The organism is Shewanella sp. SM73, from assembly GCF_025653795.1.
GTDB classification, from domain to species: Bacteria; Pseudomonadota; Gammaproteobacteria; order Enterobacterales; family Shewanellaceae; genus Shewanella; species Shewanella oncorhynchi.
The window spans coordinates 289152-311766 of record NZ_JAKKRY010000003.1 but is presented as its reverse complement, the minus strand read 5'-3'; the positions used below and the strand labels follow the sequence as shown (position 1 = coordinate 311766).

General features: G+C 46.3%; 23 protein-coding genes. 5 read left to right on the top strand and 18 right to left on the bottom strand.

Annotation, left to right across the window (positions count from 1 at the left end):
• Positions 1-67 precede the first annotated feature (67 nt).
• Positions 68-886 (bottom strand): AraC family transcriptional regulator, encoded by an 819-nt coding sequence (locus tag L5M51_RS06680; RefSeq protein ID WP_263172034.1) that lies wholly within the window; start codon positions 884-886, stop codon positions 68-70.
• An 80-nt stretch (positions 887-966) separates the two neighbouring features.
• Between L5M51_RS06680 and L5M51_RS06675 the strand changes: the two genes are divergently transcribed.
• The gene (locus tag L5M51_RS06675; RefSeq protein WP_263172033.1) at positions 967-2358 is read left to right on the top strand and encodes an SLC13 family permease; all 1392 of its coding nucleotides are present in this window, start codon (positions 967-969) and stop codon (positions 2356-2358) included.
• 115 nt (positions 2359-2473) lie between these two features.
• On the opposite strand, the gene L5M51_RS06670 is transcribed toward L5M51_RS06675, so the two are convergent.
• Entirely contained in the window at positions 2474-4348 is a 1875-nt protein-coding gene (locus L5M51_RS06670; protein ID WP_263172031.1) for a choice-of-anchor I family protein, read from the bottom strand.
• A gap of 452 nt (positions 4349-4800) precedes the next feature.
• Between L5M51_RS06670 and L5M51_RS06665 the strand changes: the two genes are divergently transcribed.
• From L5M51_RS06665 to ilvN, 3 genes are all read left to right on the top strand, one after another.
• Positions 4801-6024 (top strand): multidrug effflux MFS transporter, encoded by a 1224-nt coding sequence (locus L5M51_RS06665; RefSeq protein ID WP_173244660.1) that lies wholly within the window; start codon positions 4801-4803, stop codon positions 6022-6024.
• A 518-nt stretch (positions 6025-6542) separates the two neighbouring features.
• Positions 6543-8261 (top strand): acetolactate synthase 3 large subunit, encoded by a 1719-nt coding sequence (locus L5M51_RS06660; RefSeq protein WP_105252618.1) that lies wholly within the window; start codon positions 6543-6545, stop codon positions 8259-8261.
• A complete protein-coding gene (ilvN, locus tag L5M51_RS06655) occupies positions 8261-8755 on the top strand; it encodes an acetolactate synthase small subunit (protein WP_028759823.1) in 495 nt (164 codons plus the stop codon). The genes L5M51_RS06660 and ilvN overlap by 1 nt, the downstream gene beginning before the upstream one ends.
• Positions 8756-8855: 100 nt before the next feature.
• On the opposite strand, the gene L5M51_RS06650 is transcribed toward ilvN, so the two are convergent.
• The 14 genes from L5M51_RS06650 to trmJ all read right to left on the bottom strand — a co-directional run bounded on the left by L5M51_RS06650 (position 8856) and on the right by trmJ (position 19338).
• On the bottom strand, positions 8856-9299 hold the full coding sequence (locus L5M51_RS06650) for an Hsp20 family protein (protein ID WP_263172030.1): 444 nt from the start codon (positions 9297-9299) through the stop codon (positions 8856-8858).
• A gap of 362 nt (positions 9300-9661) precedes the next feature.
• Positions 9662-10093, bottom strand: coding sequence for a nucleoside-diphosphate kinase (gene ndk / locus L5M51_RS06645; RefSeq protein ID WP_011789197.1), 432 nt, complete (start codon positions 10091-10093; stop codon positions 9662-9664).
• A 197-nt stretch (positions 10094-10290) separates the two neighbouring features.
• The gene (locus L5M51_RS06640; protein WP_081729028.1) at positions 10291-10458 is read right to left on the bottom strand and encodes a hypothetical protein; all 168 of its coding nucleotides are present in this window, start codon (positions 10456-10458) and stop codon (positions 10291-10293) included.
• Between the two features lie 217 nt (positions 10459-10675).
• On the bottom strand, positions 10676-10873 hold the full coding sequence (iscX, locus tag L5M51_RS06635) for a Fe-S cluster assembly protein IscX (protein ID WP_028759821.1): 198 nt from the start codon (positions 10871-10873) through the stop codon (positions 10676-10678).
• 112 nt (positions 10874-10985) lie between these two features.
• Positions 10986-11891 carry a 30S ribosomal protein S6--L-glutamate ligase gene (gene rimK, locus L5M51_RS06630; protein WP_006081851.1) on the bottom strand — a complete coding sequence of 302 codons (906 nt, stop codon included), beginning with the start codon at positions 11889-11891 and terminating at the stop codon, positions 10986-10988.
• A 157-nt stretch (positions 11892-12048) separates the two neighbouring features.
• Positions 12049-12387, bottom strand: coding sequence for an ISC system 2Fe-2S type ferredoxin (gene fdx / locus L5M51_RS06625; protein WP_006081852.1), 339 nt, complete (start codon positions 12385-12387; stop codon positions 12049-12051).
• An 8-nt stretch (positions 12388-12395) separates the two neighbouring features.
• Positions 12396-14258 (bottom strand): Fe-S protein assembly chaperone HscA, encoded by a 1863-nt coding sequence (gene hscA / locus L5M51_RS06620; RefSeq protein WP_263172029.1) that lies wholly within the window; start codon positions 14256-14258, stop codon positions 12396-12398.
• 67 nt (positions 14259-14325) lie between these two features.
• Positions 14326-14850 carry a co-chaperone HscB gene (gene hscB, locus L5M51_RS06615; RefSeq protein WP_071939411.1) on the bottom strand — a complete coding sequence of 175 codons (525 nt, stop codon included), beginning with the start codon at positions 14848-14850 and terminating at the stop codon, positions 14326-14328.
• 16 nt (positions 14851-14866) lie between these two features.
• Positions 14867-15190, bottom strand: a complete 324-nt coding sequence (gene iscA, locus L5M51_RS06610) for an iron-sulfur cluster assembly protein IscA (RefSeq protein ID WP_006081855.1) — start codon at positions 15188-15190, stop codon at positions 14867-14869.
• Between the two features lie 14 nt (positions 15191-15204).
• Complete coding sequence (gene iscU, locus L5M51_RS06605) at positions 15205-15588, bottom strand: Fe-S cluster assembly scaffold IscU (RefSeq protein WP_006081856.1); 384 nt, start codon at positions 15586-15588, stop codon at positions 15205-15207.
• A gap of 37 nt (positions 15589-15625) precedes the next feature.
• On the bottom strand, positions 15626-16840 hold the full coding sequence (locus tag L5M51_RS06600) for an IscS subfamily cysteine desulfurase (RefSeq protein ID WP_263172027.1): 1215 nt from the start codon (positions 16838-16840) through the stop codon (positions 15626-15628).
• A gap of 80 nt (positions 16841-16920) precedes the next feature.
• On the bottom strand, positions 16921-17382 hold the full coding sequence (gene iscR, locus L5M51_RS06595; protein ID WP_006081858.1) for a Fe-S cluster assembly transcriptional regulator IscR: 462 nt from the start codon (positions 17380-17382) through the stop codon (positions 16921-16923).
• Between the two features lie 365 nt (positions 17383-17747).
• Positions 17748-18569, bottom strand: a complete 822-nt coding sequence (gene cysE / locus L5M51_RS06590) for a serine O-acetyltransferase (protein WP_028759817.1) — start codon at positions 18567-18569, stop codon at positions 17748-17750.
• Positions 18570-18609: 40 nt separating this feature from the next.
• Positions 18610-19338, bottom strand: coding sequence for a tRNA (cytosine(32)/uridine(32)-2'-O)-methyltransferase TrmJ (gene trmJ, locus L5M51_RS06585; protein ID WP_263172026.1), 729 nt, complete (start codon positions 19336-19338; stop codon positions 18610-18612).
• Between the two features lie 153 nt (positions 19339-19491).
• On the opposite strand from trmJ, the gene suhB reads away from it, so the two are divergent.
• Positions 19492-20295 (top strand): inositol-1-monophosphatase, encoded by an 804-nt coding sequence (gene suhB / locus L5M51_RS06580; protein WP_263172023.1) that lies wholly within the window; start codon positions 19492-19494, stop codon positions 20293-20295.
• A 276-nt stretch (positions 20296-20571) separates the two neighbouring features.
• Here the strand turns inward: suhB and lolE are convergent, their stop codons facing one another.
• Together lolE and lolD are read right to left on the bottom strand one after the other, a co-directional pair.
• Positions 20572-21822, bottom strand: coding sequence for a lipoprotein-releasing ABC transporter permease subunit LolE (gene lolE, locus L5M51_RS06575; RefSeq protein WP_105252620.1), 1251 nt, complete (start codon positions 21820-21822; stop codon positions 20572-20574).
• Complete coding sequence (gene lolD, locus L5M51_RS06570) at positions 21819-22514, bottom strand: lipoprotein-releasing ABC transporter ATP-binding protein LolD (protein ID WP_028759813.1); 696 nt, start codon at positions 22512-22514, stop codon at positions 21819-21821. The genes lolE and lolD overlap by 4 nt, the downstream gene beginning before the upstream one ends.
• Between the last annotated feature and the right edge of the window lie 101 nt (positions 22515-22615).

The window sequence follows — 22615 nt, the reverse complement described above, 5'->3', positions numbered from 1 at the left end:
TTGCAGGCTAGAACAGCATCCTAGATATTGTTCTAGCTTTTTTATAGACGGTTTTATGATGCCTGATTTAGCGCCCGCTTTTCATCGGCTTATGCTGCGGGTAATCTTGCGGCGTGCAACCAAATTGCATTTTAAAGGCGGCACTGAAGCTGCTGACACTCAAATAACCTAAACTATGGGCCACCATAGTTGTGCTCTCCCCTTGGCTTAAGCTCTCAAGCGAATTTAACAAACGAAATCTTTGTCGCCATTGTCGATAAGTAAGCCCAGTTTCAGCTTTGAATAGTCGCTCAATCGTTCTCACACTCGCGCCGCCCATTTCGGCTAACTCAGTCAGTGAGTAACTCACTTTTGGACGTCGGATCAGCGTTTGGATCAAGCGGCTGAGTCTTGGATCTGAGCCTGCGGGTAAATGGGCATCCAGACTGTCCAGAGTTTGGAGCTCATCGATGGCAACCAAACCCAGCCGATGCAGTTGTCCACTGTCCATAAGATGTGAACTTTCACAAAGTTTAAGCACTAATTCGCGCATCAGCGCTGTCATAGTCACCATCACCACTTGCGTATCCTGTGGCCTAACGCCATAGCTAGGGTCAATATAAATATTGCGAGTATGGGCGTGGGTTTCACTGTTCACTTGATGGGGCAGATTGCAAGGGATCCAAACGGCATGGGTTGAGGGTACCACCCAGACGGCATTTTCACTGCGAACACGTAACAAACCTTTGGCGGCCCAAAGTAGCTGACCCCGCGGGTGCGAGTGAGGTTCGATACCCGCTTCCGCCGCCATATTGCGAGTATGGGTCAGCACGGGCCGATTGGCATCCATGATAAACGCCGCATCACTGGGTGTTAACAATGTCGCTTTAGGAACATACTTTGACATATTACCTTCTTAAAACGCCAAACCAAGTCAGTTATCTTAGTAGGCATCTTTTACGTATTCAACCCAATAGGTCGGTAAACATGAAACGTTTTATTGGCGTTAAACAGCTAGTGTTTTTCAGTGCACTGTTGATCGCTACTTTACTTGCGCTTTTTCCGCTAAGTCAGCATCCCGCGGTGTTTTCCTACAGCGCAGGCGTAGTGTTAGTGACCTTGATGTTTTGGAGCACAGGTTTCTTCCCGCCCTTTATGGCGGGGTTAATCTTTTTTGCCCTTGCCACCATTTTTAAACTCATTGAGCCGAGTATACTTTTCTCCGGATTCGGCTCAACTGCGGTGTGGTTAATCATTTCGGGGTTTGTGATCGGCAGTGCCATCACTCAGTCTGGTTTAAGTCGCAGAATGGCCAGTTTGATTGCCCCCATACTGACCTCAAGTTATCCACGCTTAATTGCGGGTTTGGTCTTTAGTGCCGTGCTGCTTGGCTTTGTGATGCCCTCATCCGTTGGCCGTGCTGTGGTCATGGTGCCAATTGGTATGGCGTTAGCTGAGCAAGTCGGTTTTGCTCGTGGTAGCCATGGACGGATAGGCATTGCGACCGCCTTGGCACTGGCGTGCAACATGCCCAGTTTTGCCGTGTTGCCCGCGAATATTCCCAACATGATATTGGCAGGTTCCAGTGAGAATCTATTCAATATCCATTTTGGTTATACCGAGTATCTCTTATTGCATTTTCCAATCCTTGGCTTACTCAAATCAATATTGATTGTGGCGCTAGTCGTTTTCCTATTTCCTGCAAAAATTGATAACAACCAGCCTGAACGCGTTATTGAAAAAGAAGCTTATAACCTTGGTATGCAAAAGAAAGTTGCACTGTTACTGGCTATTACTTTGCTCTTTTGGGTGACTGACTCGCTGCACGGCATTAATCCCGCTTGGGTAGGATTAACAACGGCTATCTTGTTATTGCTCCCCAAATGGGGAGTGCTTGAGCCTAAGAGTTTTAATAGTTCGGTGGATTTGTCGACCGTCATTTTTGTCGCGGCAGCCTTAGGTCTGGGAGCATTGGTCAATCATTCCGGGCTCGGCACTGCGCTAGGTCAACTGTTCAGTGAATGGTTACCCTTGCAGCAAGGGGCATCGTTCCTGAATTTTATGTCGTTATCGTTAATCGCGACGCTAACAGGATTAGTGGCAACGGTTCCAGGCGTACCGACTGTGTTATCCCCCATGGCAGCAGACTTTGCCAATGCAACTGGCTTCTCCACTCCAGCGATATTAATGACGCAGGTGATCGGTTTCTCAACCGTGATTTTTCCTTATCAAGTGGCTCCTTTGATTTTGGCGATGCAATTATCCCAAGAGCCATTAACTAAACTACTTCGCATCACCTTACCTCTAGCGGCAATAACTCTAGTTGCACTTATTCCACTGGATTATCTGTGGTGGCTATGGCTCGGTTGGATAGCCTAAACCCTCACCATTGGCGGTATTCATGCCGCCAATGGTGGATTTTAGAGCGGTTATATCAAGAACCCACAAGGCCCACGTCCAAAGCGCGATGCTCAGGTGACTGAATAAAACTCAATTACTTGATCTTGAGTTGGTAAACACTCGTTGTGCCACTGACTTCATTGCCTATGATTAACAAAGGATTACCGTTAGGGCTTTTATCGGCACTGACAAATTTCATCCCTTCTGGCCCTAAATCACCCGCCAATGTTGCATCACCTTTGACTGCACCTGTAGCGGTATCGACAACGAAGTCAGCTTCAAAATCACGGTTCACAACATAGTCGACAAAATGCACATCAAAAGGATTAGTCACGTCATAGATCATAAAGCCAGAGGTACGTTCTAAACCAACAAAGGCATATAGTCGTTGACCAATTTGGCCTAGGGCTAAAGCTTCTGGCTCTGGCCCCTTGTCATCGCTGCGACTATCACCTTTATTTTCTTCGTTGTTATTGTTGAACTTATCCCCCAGTAGTGCGGCGGTAATACGTTCAAAATCACTGCCACTGTCAAACACTTGCTGACCATCAGCATTCCAAATCGAGAAGGAACGAGCACCAAAGCTCATGACTTTGTCGTAGTCGCCATCCTTATCATCGTCCCCCATGCTCTTCGTTACCTTAAGACGCGCTAATTGGGTTTTATCTTTTGCGGCGGCAAATTGTGGGTGATTCGGGTCGAGCACTAAATCCCCTGCGCGGGCTTCTTCCGAAAAAGCCGCATAGTCACGGGAGTCACCTTCATTCGCAGTCACAATAAAGTCAGTGTTATTCCAACGGTAGCTAGCAAGGGTATCGGGTTGATACATGCCGTACACCCCTGTGTAGCTTTGCAAGTTAACAAGATTATCTTTGTCACTCGCATCAATTTTATTCACATCAAGCCCGTAATCTTTGAGGCCTAGCGGTAAAATCTTCGAGACTTTCGCATTGGCGATATCAATCACGGCAATAGCATTGTTCTCTTGTAAACTGACAAATGCACGGCGGTTATCTTGGCTAATGGCGATATATTCAGGTTCTAAATCCTGCGCCACACTCGCCATTAGGCCATTAATTTTAATGTCAACGGTGATTTCAGTTGCACGCGCACCGCCCTGATTAAACGCACTAAAATTTATGATGGTCGCAGTAGCTGCGGGCTTACCGTCAGTAATAGCAATCAACGCAACACTGCCTTCAGGATCTAAGGTATAAGCAGGATTAGGTTCGCCTTCATTGGCCACGAGTAAGGTTTTACCATCGTGGGTGAACACTACATTATCGGGTAAAGCACCGACTTCGACGGCGCTGATAAACTGCGGAGCATCTGTGCCATTAAGCTGATAAAAAGCCACAAAACCATTGGCTTGGGTTTCATTGCCTGCAGCGTCACCACGCTCAATGGCAGCCGCTAACAAGTTGCCTGAAATACCCACGCTGTTCACGCTACCCATAAAGGTTTGACCCACATCCTTAGCAACATCGAGTTCTGCTAATTTTTCGAGATTATTCAATGCTAAAGGATCTGTGGCGTTTGATGCAGTCGCTAATAAGCTGCCATCGATAATATCGACTTTGCCGCTAATCGCATTGACCACAAAAATACGGTTTGAAGCACTATGATATTCAACGATTTCGGCGGCACTTAAGCCATAAACGCCAGTCTGATGACGACCAATTAACTCAGCTTTTAAGCTTGCAGTTTGTGGCTGGCAAACATATTGGGTTTGCGCGACTGCAATTTCACTGTTATCCAATTGTCCATTATGATTGGCATCTAATCCGGTATCGATACGCTGACCACCAGCGGGACAATTTGCATCACCGATAGTTAATGCGGTCACTTTAACCAGTGAATTTAAGCCGTTGTCGCCTTTATCACCTGCTGCGCCATCATCACCGCTGCAAGCACCGAGTAATAAGCTCGCCATAATGGCGGCTGCAAGCGGGAGTCGTTGTGTTTTCATCGTGTCATTCCTGAATATTTTATTTTTAGTAGGGTGAAGCTAAAGCCCACTAAATTAGTCAGCATAAAAGACACCTAGATGACAAAGCAGTGACACTCAGATGACAACTAACACTTTTGAATGAAGCATATTGGAGGATAACGGCTCGAGCCGCCAAGGCTATACCTCGATTATCGAGACTTACTACTTAGTTACAATTTAATCGGTAAAATACGGTAAAGAAATCATCGCAAAGATTGGTTTATTTGTCCTAGCGCTTTACTATGCTATTGCTTAATGCCTTACCGTGAAAATTGATCGAAGCACAATTCACTTTTCCCCAAACACTGCCAATTAGCGCAAGATGCTGGCTAAAAATGGACGGATTAGAGTGAATTGTCCTAGTACAATTTAAACCACGCCGCATAACCCTGAGAAATACGCTTTCAATTCTTTCGCCACCCGAGGTAACAGTGGACCCACAATCACAACCTTCTGCCCATAACGGTAGACGTATACCGAATTTAGCACTGCTTATTCCCATGCTAGCGGCGATTGTCGCGATCACACCATTGGCCATCGACATGTACTTACCTGCGATGTCGACATTGGCCCTTAGTTTTCATACCGATATCACAACAGTGCAACAATCCCTGAGTATCTACTTAGCAGGTTATGCACTGGGCATGTTGTGTTTCGGTCCCTTAGCTGACCGCATTGGCCGTCGCCCTATGGTGATAATGGGGCTGAGTGGCTTTATGCTAACCAGTTTACTGATTGGTTTTGCTGGTCAAGTCGAAGTCTTTCTTGGGCTACGCTTTTTGCAGGCCTTTATCGGCGCAGCAGCGACTGTGGTGGTACCGGGATACATCAAAGAAGTCTATGGCGATAATACCGCCAAAGGTATGTCTTACGTGAGTTTAATCATGATGTTAGCGCCATTATTGGCCCCTAGTATTGGCAGCGTGATCTTAGAACTCGGTGATTGGCATTTAATCTTCTTCATTCAATCTGCCTATGCCGCGACCCTGTTATTACTCGTGCTGTTTGCGCTAAAAATGCCCAGCGATAAAGATATGGATACCCGCAGCCAAAAATCGTTTCTTGGTGCCTATGCGACCGTATTTTCCCGACCTGGCGTTAAGTTGAACATTGCCAGCGGCGTGTTAACGTCTTTTGCGTTTTTCTGTTATCTCACCGCATCCCCCTTCGTTTATATGGAAGTCTTTGCCTTAGATAAATCCTATTTTGCCATCTTGTTTAGCACCAACGTTGGTGCCTTGATGTTGGCCAATATCATTAATACTCGCATTGTCGGCCGCTATGGTTCGCTGCGTATGTTGCACGTATCGACCTTTTTTGGCGCTATTGCGGGAGCTGGTTTATTAACCGTCAACCTACTGGATATGAGCTATCATTTTACCGTGATCATGCTTATTCCTTTGATGGGCAGCCTAGGGGTGATGTCGGTCAACGCCGATGCGATAGTGCTGATGAAGTTCAAACAAGAAACCGGAACGGCAACGGCGGTTATTGGCACCTTAAGATTTGGCTGTGGCGCATTAGCGGGGCCGTTATTAGCGGTGTTCTATGATGGCACAGCAGTGCCCTTCTCTGCCCTCATGTTAGGCTCTATTGTGTTAGTCGGTATTTGCCAATTTAATCGTCCAAAACATCAAATACAGCCGACGGTTTAAGGATCTATTTTTAAGGACCCATGGATACCAATGCCACATCGGCAACACATGTTTGATCGCGTGAAAACAGCGCATTGGCTTTCACTAATGTAGCAAATAAGTAATATTTAATCGCAACTGTTAAGTATCTGCTTATCTAACGTCCCACACCAAAACGGCACTTTTAGTGCCGTTTTTGCTTTTTAAGTATCTAACAATCTGAAAAATATAAGATAAACTCATAAATCAGCCTAGATTACTTGGCGATTCCAGCAAGTTATCCAGCCATTCAAACGTGAAATTGTTTCAAGTTGGTTATTTTTTACATAAAAGGCTTGAAATGTTGTTTTTTTTGAATATGATGAAATTCTGTTCATTGCAACAGTTGCTGCATCCTAAGGATGAATCACTTGTCTTCTACGAAGTCAGTTCAGCATTTCGGAGTCTGAATTACCCTTCAGGCTTAATTTTTAGAGCGATTACCGTCGCTGTAACAAAATACTGTTTACCGTAACGGTACTATGCAATAGGAGTTCCACATGGAGATGTTATCCGGCGCCAGCATGATAGTGCGTTCTTTGATTGATGAAGGCGTAAAGCACATTTTTGGCTATCCTGGCGGTTCAGTTTTAGATATCTACGATGCCCTGCACGTTATCCCAGGTATTGAACACATACTCGTTCGCCACGAACAAGCTGCCGTGCATATGGCTGATGGTTATGCCCGTGCTACGGGTAAAGTGGGCGTGGTATTAGTCACTTCAGGACCAGGTGCCACCAACGCGATTACCGGTATTGCCACCGCCTACATGGACTCTATTCCCCTCGTCGTATTATCGGGTCAAGTACCGAGCAACCTTATCGGTAATGACGCCTTCCAAGAATGCGATATGATCGGCATCTCTCGCCCTGTGGTTAAACACAGCTTTTTAGTTAAAGATCCCACTCAAATCCCTGAAACGATAAAAAAAGCCTTTTATATTGCCTCTACCGGCCGTCCTGGGCCTGTGGTCGTCGACCTACCAAAAGATTGCTTAAACCCAGCGCTGCTGCACGAATATATTTATCCCGAAAGCGTGAAAATGCGCTCGTACAACCCGACAACCTCGGGGCATAAAGGACAGATCCGTCGTGGACTACAGGCACTATTAGCGGCTAAAAAGCCTGTGCTCTATGTCGGTGGCGGCGCCATTATCTCAGGTTGTGATAAGCAAATCCTGCAATTAGCTGAGAGACTGAATATTCCCGTGGTCAGCACACTCATGGGACTAGGGGCTTTTCCAAGTACCCACAAAAACAGCCTAGGCATGCTAGGGATGCACGGTCGCTACGAAGCCAACATGACTATGCATAACTGCGATTTGATCTTCGGTATTGGTGTGCGCTTCGACGATAGAACCACTAATAATGTGGAAAAATATTGCCCGAACGCGACCATTTTGCACATAGATATCGACCCCTCGTCTATTTCAAAAACTATCCACGTCGATATTCCCATCGTAGGGTCGGCCGACAGTATTTTAGACAGCATGTTGACACTGTTAGATGAATCGAACGAGCACAATGACAACGATGCCATCGCCACTTGGTGGAATGATATTGAGCAATGGCGCGGCCGCGATTGTCTGGCCTATGACAAAAACAGTGGTCGCATCAAACCACAGCAAGTGATTGAAACCTTGTATAAGCTGACCAATGGCGATGCCTATGTCGCCTCTGACGTTGGCCAGCACCAGATGTTTGCCGCCTTGTACTATCCGTTTGATAAGCCGCGCCGCTGGATCAACTCAGGGGGTCTAGGCACCATGGGGTTTGGTCTACCCGCCGCAATGGGGGTTAAAATGGCGATGCCTGATGCCACGGTTGTCTGTGTCACGGGTGATGGTTCAATCCAGATGAACATTCAAGAGCTTTCGACCGCGCTGCAATATGATACGCCGGTTAAAATTATCAACTTAAACAATCGTTTCCTTGGCATGGTTAAACAATGGCAGGACATGATTTACTCTGGCCGTCACTCACATTCCTATATGGATTCAGTACCCAATTTTGCCAAAATTGCCGAGGCCTATGGCCATGTAGGTATGACGATAAGCGATCCCGCCGAACTTGAGTCAAAAATGGCAGAAGCGCTGGCGATGAAAGACAGACTGGTCTTTATCGACATCATGGTGGATGAAACTGAGCACGTGTACCCCATGCTGATCCGCGGCGGTGCGATGAATGAAATGTGGCTAACCAAGACGGAGAAATGCTAATGCGTCGAATTATATCTGTATTATTAGAAAACCAATCCGGCGCCCTATCTCGTGTGGTCGGTTTGTTTTCGCAGCGCGGTTATAACATTGAAAGTTTAACAGTGGCGCCAACGGACGATATCACACTGTCGCGGCTTAACATCACGGTCGTTGCCGACGAAATGGTGTTAGAGCAGATAGAGAAGCAGTTACATAAACTCATCGATGTGTTAAAAGTTTCGAATATTACCGAGTCTGCTTATATTGAACGCGAATTAGCCCTTATCAAGGTCCGCGCCCAAGGCGAGTTTAGGGAAGAAGTTAAACGGATGGCGGACATTTTCCGCGGCCAAATTGTCGATGTCACCGCCAATTTATATACCATCCAAATGGTCGGCACATCAGAGAAACTCGATGCGTTTATCCATGCGCTAGGTGAAGTGACTAAATTGGTCGAAGTCTCTCGCTCCGGTGTGGTGGGTTTGGCTCGCGGCGAAAAGGCCATGAAAGCGTAACTTTCTCACGGAAATCTCGCGGACATTTTTTGCGTAAACACAAAAACATCAAGGGGAGCATTATGCTCCCCTTGTTTTTAGGTGGTTACCGCAGTGTCAATTATGACTGGCTGTCTAGCAAGCGCGATGAAGTGATCTCGATTTTGCGTGGTTTCAACGCTTCAGGGATTTCACGCACTAAATCAATATTGAGTAAGCCATTTTCTAAACTTGCGCCGAGCACAGTGACATAGTCTGCCAGTTGGAAAGTACGCTCAAAACCGCGTTCCGCTATGCCTTGGTACAAGTATTTACGCTCGCTTTGGCTTTCAGCTTTGTTGCCTTTCACCAGTAATTTCTCACCTTCACTGCTGATCTCAAGTTCATTCATTGAGAATCCGGCCACGGCCATAGTAATGCGATAGCGATTTTCGCCTAATAATTCAATGTTATATGGGGGATAGCCAGTATTACCATTATTAGCGGCGGCATGTTCTGCCAGCTGAGCTAAACGGTCAAAACCAATGGCACTACGGTACAGGGGAGCTAGATCATAATTACGCATATTCATATCCTTGTCTTAAGCAATATGGAGAATTGGCGGACGGTTTTCACGATGAAAACGCTTGTAGAGTCTGCCGAGTTAAATCTTCTGTCCTTACGGCACAGAATTCACACTAGGATCCTCATCGAGCGATCCTGAAATAGATATAAGGACGGGAGAGAAAATTTCAAGCAAGAAAATAAAAAAAATGTGCAAAATTTAAAAAGACTAATAAAAACAAACTCTAATTAATTTTTAACACTTTGAATTGACGTGTGATTTGTATAGAGGCATTAGCGTCATTGCAACACGGAAATCTATATTCGCTAAATTGCAGCCAATAAAAAAGGAGCCTAGGCTCCTTTTTCAGTCTTAGCATCGAATTAACGAGTGCGTGGACACAATTCTTCAGCGCTGAAGAAGTAAGCAATTTCACGAGCAGCAGATTCAACAGCATCTGAACCGTGAGCCGCGTTTTCGTCAATGCTTTCTGCGAAATCAGCACGGATAGTACCAGGAGCTGCTTGAGCTGGATTAGTTGCACCTAAAATTTCACGGTGAGCTAAAACAGCGTTTTCGCCTTCTAATACTTGGACCATGATTGGACCAGAAGTCATAAATGCAACCAGAGCACCGAAGAAACCGCGCTCGCTATGCTCAGCATAGAAACCTTCAGCTTGTTCTTTGGTCAGGTGTAACATTTTAGCTGCAACGATCTTAAGACCAGCAGTTTCAAAACGATTGTAGATAGCACCGATGTGGTTTTTTGCAACAGCATCTGGCTTGATAATAGAAAATGTGCGTTCGATCGCCATAACTAGCTTCCTTTGTCAGCAAGTTTAAAAAATTCGCGCGGATTATACGAAATTTAAAAGCTAAATCCTATCTTTATAGCAAATTAGTCTGAGATATTGCGCACATTCGCTTTATTCGTAATCAGCTTGATCACGCAAAATACCCCGCTAGGAGGATAAATCCTTAGCAGGGTTCATTAACTCATTAAAAAATGGGATTATTTTTTGTTTTTTGCCCAAATACCAGCCCATGCAATTAAAGCGACTAAAATGACTGCGGGAGCAAGATCTAACAAGTGGTGGAATAAACCAACACCGCCATGACCTGGATGAGCCCAAGCCATTGAAGGGACAAGCATACATAACAATACAAGCAAAAGTTTCATGTGAACATCCTTGCAGTTGCGATAATAAAGTTAAGCCATATAAATGCCTTAACCAATATACAACAAATTACGATATCCACTGAAAATGAACTTGACTGTGATCAAACTCTCGCCAAATATTCTCTGCGCCACTGCAAATACGTGAGATAAATCACCTTAGTTAATCTTCTGAAGGACAAGATGCCTCACATAAAAAGCCGTACCACAACTGTGCTCACTACTTTTCATCAATCCAACACTGCTGAATTGCTTCCAGTATTTTTTCATTGCAATGCTTAGGATCATCAGCAAAATCATTCAAAGCTAACACCCACTCATACAGTTGGGTGAAATGCAGTTGAGTAGGATTCACCTCTGGGTGTGCTTCGAGTAATTCCAACGCAATATCTAACGAATCTATCCAAGTTAATGTCATCGTTTTCCCCTATTCGGTTCGCTTGAATGGGTAAGCTAGTGCTTAACGCCGTTACCCATAAGGAGGTGAATCAAGTGTTGATATTCCGTAGTCAATACTCGACACCAAGGGGTTAACCCTGTGCTTGAGTCACCTTTTTCACTTTAATCGCATTTTTTTCAACAAAATCAATAATAGCACCCGCCACATCTTTCGTGGTGGCACCTTCAATCCCCTCAAGCCCTGGTGAAGAGTTCACTTCCATGATCACTGGACCATGGTTTGAGCGTAACAAATCAACCCCTGCCACATTCAATCCCATCGTCTTCGCCGCACGAATAGCTACAGAGCGCTCTTCAGGAGTCAGTTTGACTAAACTCGCCGTGCCACCACGGTGCAAATTAGAGCGGAACTCACCGGGCATAGCTTGACGTTTCATGGCGGCAATCACTTTATCACCGAGCACGAAACAGCGAATGTCTGCACCGTTGGCTTCTTTGATATATTCCTGCACCATGATGTTGGCTTTAAGGCCCATAAAGGCTTCAATCACGCTCTCAGCCGCTTTGCGGGTCTCGGCTAATACCACGCCAATGCCTTGGGTGCCTTCGAGTAATTTAATCACCAGAGGTGCGCCACCCACCATATCAATTAAGTCAGGAATATCACTCGGTTTATTGGCAAAACCGGTAATAGGCAAACCAATACCGCGGCGTGACATCAGCTGCATAGAACGCAATTTGTCCCGTGAGCGGGAAATTCCAACTGAATCATTTAATGCATAGACGCCCATCATCTCAAATTGGCGCAACACCGCCGAACCATAAAAGGTAATCGACGCCCCAATACGGGGGATCACGGCATCAAATGCAGGTAACTCTCGCCCGCCAATGTGGATACTCGATTGCCGCATGTTGATATTCATATAACATTCAAGGGGATTGATTACGTGTACTTCATGACCACGTAATTGAGCCGCTTCAACGAGTCGCTTCGTTGAATATAACTCTGGCCCTTGCGATAAAATCGCTATTCTCATTTGGTCTCCGGCAACCATTAATTTTGAGCGCATAATACGCCTGCGCAAGGATAAATCAAACAACTAGAGGCATAGACAAGATTAGTTGCACAAATGCTCAACGCCAAAAGCAAAAAACCAGTCACGTGGACTGGTTTTAATCATTATCGAAGCAATATTAATTGCCTTCGCTAACCATGTTAACCGTGTATTTAGGGATCTCAATCACCATGTCAGTGTCGACCACTTTAGCCTGACAAGATAGACGGCTTTCGGGCTCGAGTCCCCATGCTTTGTCTAACATGTCATCTTCTAGCTCATCACTTGGCTCAAGATCATTAAAGCCTTCACGCACAATACAGTGACACGTCGTGCAAGCACAGGACTTTTCACAGGCATGCTCGATATTGATGCCATTACGCAGCGCAACATCGAGAATGGTCTCACCAACATTCGCCTCAAGCACAGCGCCATCAGGGCACAACTCGGCATGGGGAAGAAAGACTAATTGGGGCATTACATCACCTATATGTTGTCGATCGACTGGCCTTTAAATGCCACTCGAATAGAATTGTCCATACGTCTGGCAGCAAAATCTTGGGTTTGCTCATCCAGTTTTTCAATCGCGAGTTTAATCGCATCGGCATCATCGCCCGCGGCAACTTGCGCCACATTGGCCATAGTAGCATCGATCTGAGCACGCTCATCGGCATTCAGCAAATCGCCATCCTTCGCTAACGCTGCATGTAAAGACTCGAGTACCCTCGCCGCCTCCACTTGCTGCTCGGCCAGCATACGACGACCTATATCGTCTTTGGCATACTTCATCGAATCTTTCAGCATAGTGGCAATTTCAGTATCCGATAAACCAAAAGACGGCTTAACTTGAATACTAGACTGCACGCCGGTGGATTTCTCCATCGCGGTCACGCTAAGTAAACCATCGGCATCCACTTGAAAGGTCACCCGAATATGCGCAGCACCAGCGGCTAACGGCGGAATACCCTTTAAGGTAAAACGCGCCAGTGAGCGGCAATCAGCGACGAGCTCACGCTCGCCCTGCACCACATGGAATGTCATGGCCGTTTGACCATCTTTAAAGGTGGTAAATTCCTGCGCCCGTGCAACCGGAATCGTGGTATTACGCGATACCACTTTTTCCACTAAGCCGCCCATGGTCTCTATGCCTAATGACAAAGGGATCACATCGAGCAATAACAAATCCGATTCGGGTTTGTTACCCACTAAAATGTCGGCTTGAATGGCCGCGCCAATGGCGACAACACGATCGGGATCGATAGACGTCAGGGGTGGTTTACCGAAGAAAGCTTCGACCTGTTCACGCACTAATGGCACGCGCGTTGAACCGCCAACCATCACAGTTTCAAGCACTTCATCCGTCGTCACGCCCGCATCACGCAGGGTACGGCGACAGCTGGCAATCGTCTTTTTCACCAATGCCGCAATCATGGCATCAAATTCAGCTTTAGTAACGATTTGCGTCAGTTCAGTACCATCGGCAAGGATCACTTTTGCTTCAGTTTCTGCTGCATCCGTTAAGGCTTCTTTGACTCGACGCGATTCAATCAACAACTGACGACTTAATTGTGAGTCGATGTCGCTAAGCTGCCACACTTGTTGCATATGTGCTTGCAGTAAATGATCGAAATCATCGCCGCCAAGCGCTGAATCACCACCAGTGGCTAACACTTCGAATACACCGCGATTCAAGCGCAAAATAGAAATATCGAAAGTACCGCCGCCTAAATCATAGATGGCAATCACGCCCTCTTGCTTAGAATCTAAACCATAGGCAATCGCAGCAGCAGTCGGTTCATTCAACAAACGTAGCACTTTAACACCCAGCAAAGCTGCGGCATCTTTTGTGCCTTGGCGCTGGGCATCATCGAAATACGCAGGCACAGTGATCACCACGCCTTGCAGTTCGCCGCCTAAGGTTTTTTCAGCGCGGGCGATCAGCGGACGTAAAATCTCCGCAGATACTTGCACGGGATTCACTTGGCCTTGGGGAGTCACAAATAAAGGTAAACCGTTTTCGCTTTCGGCAAACTCGTAGGGTAATGATTGCTCGCCAGCTTGAATATCCGCTAGGCTGCGGCCCATAAAACGCTTTACCGAAACGATCGTGTTTTGCGGATCCTGCGCCGAACTCAACGCCGCAAGTGCGCCGACTTCGACTGAATCTTGGGTATAACGCACGATAGAAGGTAATGAATGCTGTCCAAGTTCGTCCGGCAGGGTTGCCGTCTCTCCACTTCGAACGGCCGCCACCAAAGAATTGGTCGTACCTAAATCGATGCCAACGGCAAGTCTATGTTGGTGCGGCGCGGCACTTTGACCGGGCTCAGCTATCTGCAAAAGGGCCATATATATCCAACTTAGTAATGCCAACTCAAGCGTACTTGAGTCAGCAAAGTAACATAAACACGGAAAATCAATCTAACAGAGCGTCTTCGACTCTGGTCAACTCGTCGTGTAATTTTGCCATAAATTTGAGTTTGCGAACTTGATCCGCCGCTAACAATGCATCTTCAGCCTGCTCACTGGTTAATAGTTGAGTCAGTTGCTGAGTGAGTTGCGCGCGGTACTCTGCAAACGATTGATATAGCTCGTCAATACTTGCTTGAGGATCGGCACTATCGCGTATATCTTCTAACGCCTCGCGCCATTCCATTTGCTGCATCAAGAAGCCGGTATCTTTCACTGTCGTGGTTTCATGGCTTAATTCAATTCCACGCAGCGACAACATATGCTCAGCGCGGCGAATGGGATCTTTTAAGGTTTGAAAACCATCATTGACTTGCGCCGTGCGCTGCACCGACAGCAATTTTTGCTGTTCAGTATCATTGGCAAATTTATCGGGATGAACCGCCCGTTGCAGTTCGCGATAGCGTTCTGCAAGTAAGGCGGTATCAATATCGAAGGCAGGGGAAAATTTAAACAGCTCGAAATAATTCATGCGTCAACTTTAGCGGTTAAACAGTGAAACTCTCACCACAACCACACTCACCTTTTGCGTTAGGATTATTAAATTGGAAGCCTTCATTCAGCCCTTCTTTAACAAAATCCAGCTCGATCCCTTGAAGATAGATAAGGCTCTTGGCATCTATGATGATTTTCACATCTTCGATATCAAACACTTCATCGTCATCATTTAAAGAATCAACGAACTCAAGTACATAAGCCATACCAGAACAGCCTGATGTTCTTAAGCCGAGACGAAGGCCTACACCTTTGCCTCGGTTGACTAAGAAAGATCTGACACGATCGGCTGCCGCTGGGGTCATTGTAATCGCCATCTTAACTCCAGATGTTACTTAGCTTGTTTCGATTTGTACTCGTCGATAGCAGCTTTAATGGCATCTTCAGCCAAAATTGAACAGTGGATCTTCACTGGTGGCAATGCCAATTCTTCAGCGATATCCGTGTTTTTGATCGCCGCAGCTTGTTCGATAGTCTTGCCTTTAACCCACTCAGTTACCAGTGAGCTAGACGCAATCGCGCTACCACAACCGTAGGTTTTGAACTTAGCGTCTTGAATGATGCCATCAGCACCAATTTTCAACTGAAGTTTCATCACGTCACCGCAAGCAGGTGCGCCTACCATACCGGTCACGACCGAAGGATCGTTTTTATCGAAAGAACCAACGTTACGTGGATTCTCATAATGATCTATCACTTTTTCACTGTAAGCCATGGTACTGCTCCAAAATTATCTATTGTAAAGGTCAGAATTAATGATGTGCCCACTGAACTTGGTTCAGGTCGATCCCATCTTTAAACATTTCCCACAAAGGAGACATTTCTCTTAATTTATCAATAGATTGAGTAATTACTTCGATAGCGTGATCGATTTCTTCTTCGGTTGTGAAACGGCCTATAGAGAAACGAATCGAGCTATGTGCCATTTCATCATTTAAGCCAAGTGCACGTAATACGTAACTAGGCTCTAGGCTGGCTGAGGTACAAGCCGAACCCGATGAAACCGCTAAATCTTTCAGTGCCATCATTAACGACTCACCTTCAACATAGTTGAAGCTGACGTTGAGGCTACCGCTAACACGCTCAATCGCATCACCATTGATATAGGTTTCTTCAATGTGCTTGATGCCATTCCATAATTTGTCACGTAATGCACCGATACGAGCGTCATCAGAGGCCATTTCCACTTTTGCGATTGCAGCAGCTTCACCTAAACCTACGATTTGATGCGTTGGTAACGTACCGCTACGCATACCACGCTCATGACCACCACCGTGCATTTGCGCTTCTAAGCGAATGCGTGGCTTACGGCGAACATACAGGGCACCGATACCTTTAGGGCCATACATTTTGTGGCCAGAAATCGAGATCAAATCCACTTTAGTGGCTTGCACATCGATAGGCACTTTGCCTGCACTTTGCGCCGCGTCCATGTGGAAAATGATGCCTTTTGAACGGCATAGTTCACCGATGGCATCGATATCGTGGATAACACCGATTTCGTTGTTCACGTGCATAATGCTGACAAGGATAGTGTCGTCACGCATTGCCGCTTCTAAACGTTCCATCGGAATGATGCCGTTTGCAGCAGGCTCTAAATAAGTCACTTCGAAACCTTCACGCTCTAATTGGCGACAAGTATCGAGAACCGCTTTATGTTCAGTCTTACTGGTGATGATGTGCTTGCCTTTCTTGTGATAGAAATGAGCAACACCTTTTATCGCTAAGTTGTTCGATTCCGTCGCACCAGAGGTAAATACAATTTCGCGGTGATCGGCGTTAATTAACTCGGCAACTTGGTTGCGAGCAATATCCACCGCTTCTTCGGCTTGCCAGCCGTAGCGGTGTGAACGTGAGGCCGGATTACCAAAGATGCCGTCCATTGTCATGCATTGGAACATCTTTTCCGCGACTCTAGGATCAACAGGCGTGGTGGCGGCATAATCTAAATAGATAGGAAGCTTCATAACACACTCCGTACTGAGCAGTCTCTGGTAGAGGCTACATACAACGTACAAAAATTATTTTTATATATAACAAAGTGCCGCTATAAACTGACTCTTTGTTCCTTTTGCATAGTGTCTTGCTTAAGTGAGATAAATTGCACATCTCGCTTCTGCATCAAGCCGGCAAGACTGATACCATCTAAAAAATCGGAAATTTGTTTGCTTAAATCGCCCCAAAGTGAATGGGTTAAGCAGCGAGTTCCACTCTGACAGTTGCCAAGTCCTTGGCAACGAGTCGCATCGACAGACTCGTCTACAGCATGGACAACCATGCCGACTGAAATATCATTGGCTTCTAGGCCTAAGCGATAACCACCGCCCGGTCCACGTACACTGGCAACTAAACCGTGTTTTCTTAGCTTAGCGAAGAGTTGTTCCAGATAGGAAAGCGAAATCCCTTGTCTTTCAGAGATATCCGCTAAGGGAACTGGTCCCGATGCTGAGTGGATTGCCACATCTAGCATAGCGGTTACTGCATAACGACCTTTTGATGTAAGTTTCATAACTACCATAGCTCCCGAACAGGTATGCATTATTTCAACATACCCGAGTAATTCAGTCAAGTATTAAAACCTACTAAAACACTCAAGTATATGAGTGTGCACATAACCAATACCCTTTCATCTTGGTGGGGTATTTAACCTTTTTCTAGCCTAAGATTCAATGCTAAAGCGCCAATTAATCGACATCTAGCACGATATAAACGCAGGATAAAAGTGATCTCGGTTCTATGGCGCGATCAAACTCAGGTTTGATCGCAATATGCGCCTTTACAACAGGATAAGCTAAAGTAACACGCTAAACGAGACCCTTGTAAGGGTCAGCCCTTAAGCAAGTTAGACCGCTAAGTTGAACCATTTCTTGAAACTTAGATACTCGGATCAAACTCATCTAATGCACTATGGCGTTTTTCCGCTGCCGCTTTTTCTGCATCATTGAACTCGCCCATATCAAGCTCTGGCAGTTTTTCAGTGCAGACATTGCCACCCAGCCCTTGAATGGCTTGACACAACTCTTGAACTTTCGAGTCCATCAAATGCATGTGATCGAGCATCTGCCCTATTGCATTGGCCACCGGATCGGGATTGTCCGGTGATACCGCGTACGCATCGAAGCCATATTTTTTTGCCATCGCGCTGCGGCGTTCAGTTTTCTCTTTCGATTGCGGTGACGGTGTAGCCACCACGCGCCCAGGAATCCCCACAACCGTGGTATCTTTAGGCACATCTTTCACCACAACAGAATTAGAGCCCACACGCGCACCATCGTGCATGGTAATAGGACCGAGGATTTTTGCCCCTGCGCCCACCACCACGTTATTGGCTAACGTCGGGTGACGTTTCCCCGCCTGCCAGGTGGTTCCACCAAGCGTGACACCGTGATAAAGGGTGCAGTCATCACCAATCTCAGCCGTTTCACCTATCACAACGCCCATACCGTGGTCGATAAAAAATCGATGACCTATGGTTGCACCAGGATGGATTTCAACCCCTGTCAACCAACGGGAAAACGTCGATAAACAACGTGCCGTTAAGCGCCAATCGCGCTTCCATAGCTTATGGCTTATCCGATGCAACCAAATGGCATGCATGCCTGGATAGTTAACCAAGATCTCAAACGCGCTACGCGCCGCAGGATCACGGTGATATATAGATTCAATATCTTCTTTTAGCCTAGCTATCACGCCCATTGTTTATCCTTCGCGATTAGTGTTAATTATTAAGGTTTGGCTATTTTTCTTTAGAACCCGCCACTTTCTCAATTGACGACAAAATACCCCTGAGGATATTCATTTCCTGACTCTCAATCCGTGCACGACTAAACAAGCGGCGAAGTTTCATCATCACTTGTCCAGGATGGTTCTTGATGATAAATCCAGTGGATAACAGTGTTGTTTCAAGGTGTGCGAAAAAACGTTCCTGATCGGCAGCCAAGGGATACTCAGTCAGCTCTTCTTCGGCAACGTCTTTTTGCGCGAGATGGGCAACGCGGGTTTCATAACAAATGATTTGTACGGCTTGCGCCAGATTAAGCGAGCTGTACTCTGGATTTGCAGGGATAGCCACATGATAAGTGCACTGTTGCAGCTCTTCATTGCTTAAACCATGGTTTTCACGGCCAAACACAATCGCAACAGGGCCTTTAAGTGCTTCGGTCGCTAATTTCACCCCAGCTTGTCTTGGCTCTAACATGGGCCAATCTAAAGTGCGACTGCGCGCGCTGGTTGCAATCACTAGACTGCAATCGGCAATCGCTTCAGCAAGTGAATCCACTTTCACAAGATGTTTCAGAATATCCGATGCACCCGCGGCTAATGCTATGGAATGACCATCGGGCTCAACCCGGGGTTCTGCAAGATACAGAGTAGACAGACCCATAGTCTTCATCGCTCTGGCAGTAGAACCAATATTGCCGGGGTGCGAAGTCCCCACTAAAACCACTCGAATATTACTTAGCATGAAACAACTTAATTTAATTCATAAAACGTTGGGGACGAATATTATCACAGCCATTGCCGAATGCTTATATGAAAATCGGTATTTGATATAACTATCAAATCGAGTATAATACCGCCCGCTATTTTAACGTTCTTTAACATCCAGGGGATTGCAATGCATCCGATGCTGACGATTGCTGTACGCGCTGCCCGCGCGGCCGGCCAAACTATTATGCGCGCCTATACTGAACTTGACCGTATCGAAGTCAGTTCAAAAGGTATCAACGATTTTGTTACCAGTGTAGACAAGGAAGCAGAAGCGACAATTACTTACCAAATTCGTAAATCTTACCCTGATCACACTATCGTGGGTGAAGAGAAAGGCGAAAACCGCGGTGAGAATAAAGACTATGTTTGGATAGTCGACCCTCTGGATGGCACTAACAACTTTGTTAGAGGCATTCCCCACTTCGCGGTTTCTATCGCTCTGCAATACAAAGGCAAGACTGAAGTTGCCGTTGTTTACGATCCTGTCCGTGAAGAACTCTTTACCGCCGTCCGTGGTAAAGGCGCCAAACTCAATGATTTCCGTCTGCGTGTTACCAACGTGAATGAATTAGCGCCTACTATGATTGGTACTGGCTTCCCATTCAAGGTGCGTCAACACACTGAAACTTACATGGCTATTTTCGGCGAAGTCTTCGGCCAATGTGCTGACTTACGTCGCGCAGGTTCTGCCGCATTAGATTTAGCCTATGTTGCCGCGGGTCGTTTGGACGGTTTCTTTGAAATCGGCTTAAAACCATGGGACATCGCTGCTGGCGATCTGATTTGCCGCGAAGCAGGCGGTACAGTGACTGATTTTACTGGCAACCATAACTATTTGGTTTCGGGCAACATCGTTGCTGGCTCACCTAAGGTGACCACAGAATTAGTGAAGATCATGCGTCCATTATTGAACGAAGGCTTAAAGCGTTAATCGAGATTAACGCTTAGCTTTAAAAAAACGCATAAAACAGATACAAAAAAGGCCAGTGGTAATCTCTTTAAGAGCGCCCACTGGCCTTTTTGTTTATGTGGTTTTCATTCTAAAGCCTTAAGTACTCGAGTCATCAAGTCCTCAGTCGCCACAATATCGTATTTAGAAATAGTATAGTAATTAAGCAATAGTCATTGGGAAGAAAGGAGTGTCCTGAAAACATCTGCACTGATTTCAGCCCAAATCGGCTAACAGGACGAACAACCACTTATCCAGTTATCTACCCGCTAACGCTTGTGCTGGTGCAATTTGGCTCGCCTTCCAAGCGGGATATAAAGTCGCGATTAAACTCATCACAAACGCCATCACAATCACCAGTACCGCATCCGAAACATGCAATTCAGACGGTAAAAAATCGACAAAGTAAACATCGGCCGAGAGCAGTTGAATACCGAGTAACTGCTCAACTGAGCTCGCAATCGCACTTAAATTCAGCGCCACACTAATGCCGATAATGCCGCCAAGGCCACAGCCAAGCAGACCATTTAACGCGCCCTGCACCATGAAAATCCCCATCACAGCCAAACGACTCAGGCCCATGGTCATCAAAATCGCAATTTCGGACGCTTTATCCCGCACCGCCATGACTAAGGTGGAGACAATGTTAAAGCAGGCCACACCAATCACGAGCACTAAAACTAAATACATCACAGTGCGAACTAACTGAATATCTTGATATAAATGCCCTTGAGTACGAGTCCAGTCACTGATATACACAGACTGCTTTTGCGCATAACCGAGTTCGCGCACTTTTACTGGTGCATCAAACACTTTATCGACGCTAATACGCACACCCGTTACACCGTTATTCATGTTCAAGATCTGCGCCGCGTATTGCAATGGAATATAAGCGGTTGTCAGTTCAAGCTCGCCGCCCAGATGATAGGTGCCTGACACCACAAAACGATGGCTCTTCGCAGCACGTAAACTGCCTGCCGCGTCTGGATCGATATCCTGCACATATAAGGCCAGCGTATCACCCACCTCAAGCCCCAACTTAGTCAATAAACTCTCGCCAAGGACGATATGATTCTCATCTTGGCTCAGACTCTGCCAGCTTGCATCACTCATAAACTGTGACAAAGTTGAAACCTTCGTTTCTTCTTTCGGATCAATACCCACCACGGCTAAGCCTTGAAAACCACCTGGCTTCTGCACTAAACCTTGCATGCGGATAAAGGGGGCTGCACCACGAATACCTTCAATTTGTAGCGCACCTTGCGCAACACTCTGCCAATTGACGATAGGTTCGTCCACCCCGACAATGTCCGCCTGTGGCACTACACCCAGTAATCTTTGCTCTAGCTCGCGCTCAAAACCATTCATTGCAGACAGAACTATGATCAATACCGCCACACCTAAAGCGATACCGGCAGTCGATGCAAAGGAAATAAAACTAATAAAACTGTTGGATTGGCGGGCGCGATAAAAACGCCAACCAATAGATAGGGCTAACGGTCCTTTCATACTTGGGTTTCCGCCGCTAATTGCAAGTAACCGTTTTTCATCATCAGTTGGCGGTCCATACGGGCAGCCAATTTATGATCATGGGTCACCACCACAAACGCCGTACCTAACTGATCGGCCAGCTCTCGGATCAACTCATAAACCGCATCGCCACTGTTAGCATCTAAATTACCCGTAGGTTCATCGGCCAGCACTAACTTAGGTTTATTAATCAACGCCCTTGCGATAGCGACACGCTGACGTTCGCCGCCCGATAGTTCGGCGGGAATGTGGGTCATGCGATGGCCTAGCCCTACCCGCTCCAATAAGACTTTGGCATCGGCGAGCGCTTGTTTACGGTCTTTACCTTGAATAAATGCCGGCATAGCGACGTTTTCTAGCGCAGTGAATTCAGGCAATAAATGATGGAATTGATAGATAAAGCCGAGATCTTGATTGCGGATCTGCGCTTGACGCGCACTAGACACTTGGTATAAATCTTCGCCTAGCAACAAGACTTTGCCCGCGGTTGGCTCATCCAAAGTCCCCATAATATGCAGCAGTGTGCTCTTACCTGAGCCTGAGCTGCCGACAATCGCCAACTGTTCGCCCTTAAACACCTGCAAATCGACATTAGACAACACTTGCGTGGTCACGGCGCCATCATGGTAACTCTTACTGACACTCTGCACTTGCAGTAACACGTCTTGCATTGAAGTTCTCTCTTAAACATGCTTTGGCATCAATTTATTTCATTAAATCAATGCATTAAATTATTTTCATCTTGGCAATCCATCACTCACGGATGAATACC

Bases quoted from the DNA above. Each gene is read 5' to 3' on its own strand.
- L5M51_RS06680 (WP_263172034.1), bottom strand. From the start codon at position 886: ATGTCAAAGTATGTTCCTAAAGCGACATTGTTAACACCCAGTGATGCG.
- L5M51_RS06675 (WP_263172033.1), top strand. From the start codon at position 967: ATGAAACGTTTTATTGGCGTTAAACAGCTAGTGTTTTTCAGTGCACTG.
- L5M51_RS06670 (WP_263172031.1), bottom strand. From the start codon at position 4,348: ATGAAAACACAACGACTCCCGCTTGCAGCCGCCATTATGGCGAGCTTA.
- L5M51_RS06660 (WP_105252618.1), top strand. From the start codon at position 6,543: ATGGAGATGTTATCCGGCGCCAGCATGATAGTGCGTTCTTTGATTGAT.
- ilvN (WP_028759823.1), top strand. From the start codon at position 8,261: ATGCGTCGAATTATATCTGTATTATTAGAAAACCAATCCGGCGCCCTA.
- L5M51_RS06650 (WP_263172030.1), bottom strand. From the start codon at position 9,299: ATGCGTAATTATGATCTAGCTCCCCTGTACCGTAGTGCCATTGGTTTT.
- ndk (WP_011789197.1), bottom strand. From the start codon at position 10,093: ATGGCGATCGAACGCACATTTTCTATTATCAAGCCAGATGCTGTTGCA.
- L5M51_RS06640 (WP_081729028.1), bottom strand. From the start codon at position 10,458: ATGAAACTTTTGCTTGTATTGTTATGTATGCTTGTCCCTTCAATGGCT.
- iscX (WP_028759821.1), bottom strand. From the start codon at position 10,873: ATGACATTAACTTGGATAGATTCGTTAGATATTGCGTTGGAATTACTC.
- rimK (WP_006081851.1), bottom strand. From the start codon at position 11,891: ATGAGAATAGCGATTTTATCGCAAGGGCCAGAGTTATATTCAACGAAG.
- fdx (WP_006081852.1), bottom strand. From the start codon at position 12,387: ATGCCCCAATTAGTCTTTCTTCCCCATGCCGAGTTGTGCCCTGATGGC.
- hscA (WP_263172029.1), bottom strand. From the start codon at position 14,258: ATGGCCCTTTTGCAGATAGCTGAGCCCGGTCAAAGTGCCGCGCCGCAC.
- hscB (WP_071939411.1), bottom strand. From the start codon at position 14,850: ATGAATTATTTCGAGCTGTTTAAATTTTCCCCTGCCTTCGATATTGAT.
- iscA (WP_006081855.1), bottom strand. From the start codon at position 15,190: ATGGCGATTACAATGACCCCAGCGGCAGCCGATCGTGTCAGATCTTTC.
- iscU (WP_006081856.1), bottom strand. From the start codon at position 15,588: ATGGCTTACAGTGAAAAAGTGATAGATCATTATGAGAATCCACGTAAC.
- L5M51_RS06600 (WP_263172027.1), bottom strand. From the start codon at position 16,840: ATGAAGCTTCCTATCTATTTAGATTATGCCGCCACCACGCCTGTTGAT.
- iscR (WP_006081858.1), bottom strand. From the start codon at position 17,382: ATGAAACTTACATCAAAAGGTCGTTATGCAGTAACCGCTATGCTAGAT.
- cysE (WP_028759817.1), bottom strand. From the start codon at position 18,569: ATGGGCGTGATAGCTAGGCTAAAAGAAGATATTGAATCTATATATCAC.
- trmJ (WP_263172026.1), bottom strand. From the start codon at position 19,338: ATGCTAAGTAATATTCGAGTGGTTTTAGTGGGGACTTCGCACCCCGGC.
- suhB (WP_263172023.1), top strand. From the start codon at position 19,492: ATGCATCCGATGCTGACGATTGCTGTACGCGCTGCCCGCGCGGCCGGC.
- lolE (WP_105252620.1), bottom strand. From the start codon at position 21,822: ATGAAAGGACCGTTAGCCCTATCTATTGGTTGGCGTTTTTATCGCGCC.
- lolD (WP_028759813.1), bottom strand. From the start codon at position 22,514: ATGCAAGACGTGTTACTGCAAGTGCAGAGTGTCAGTAAGAGTTACCAT.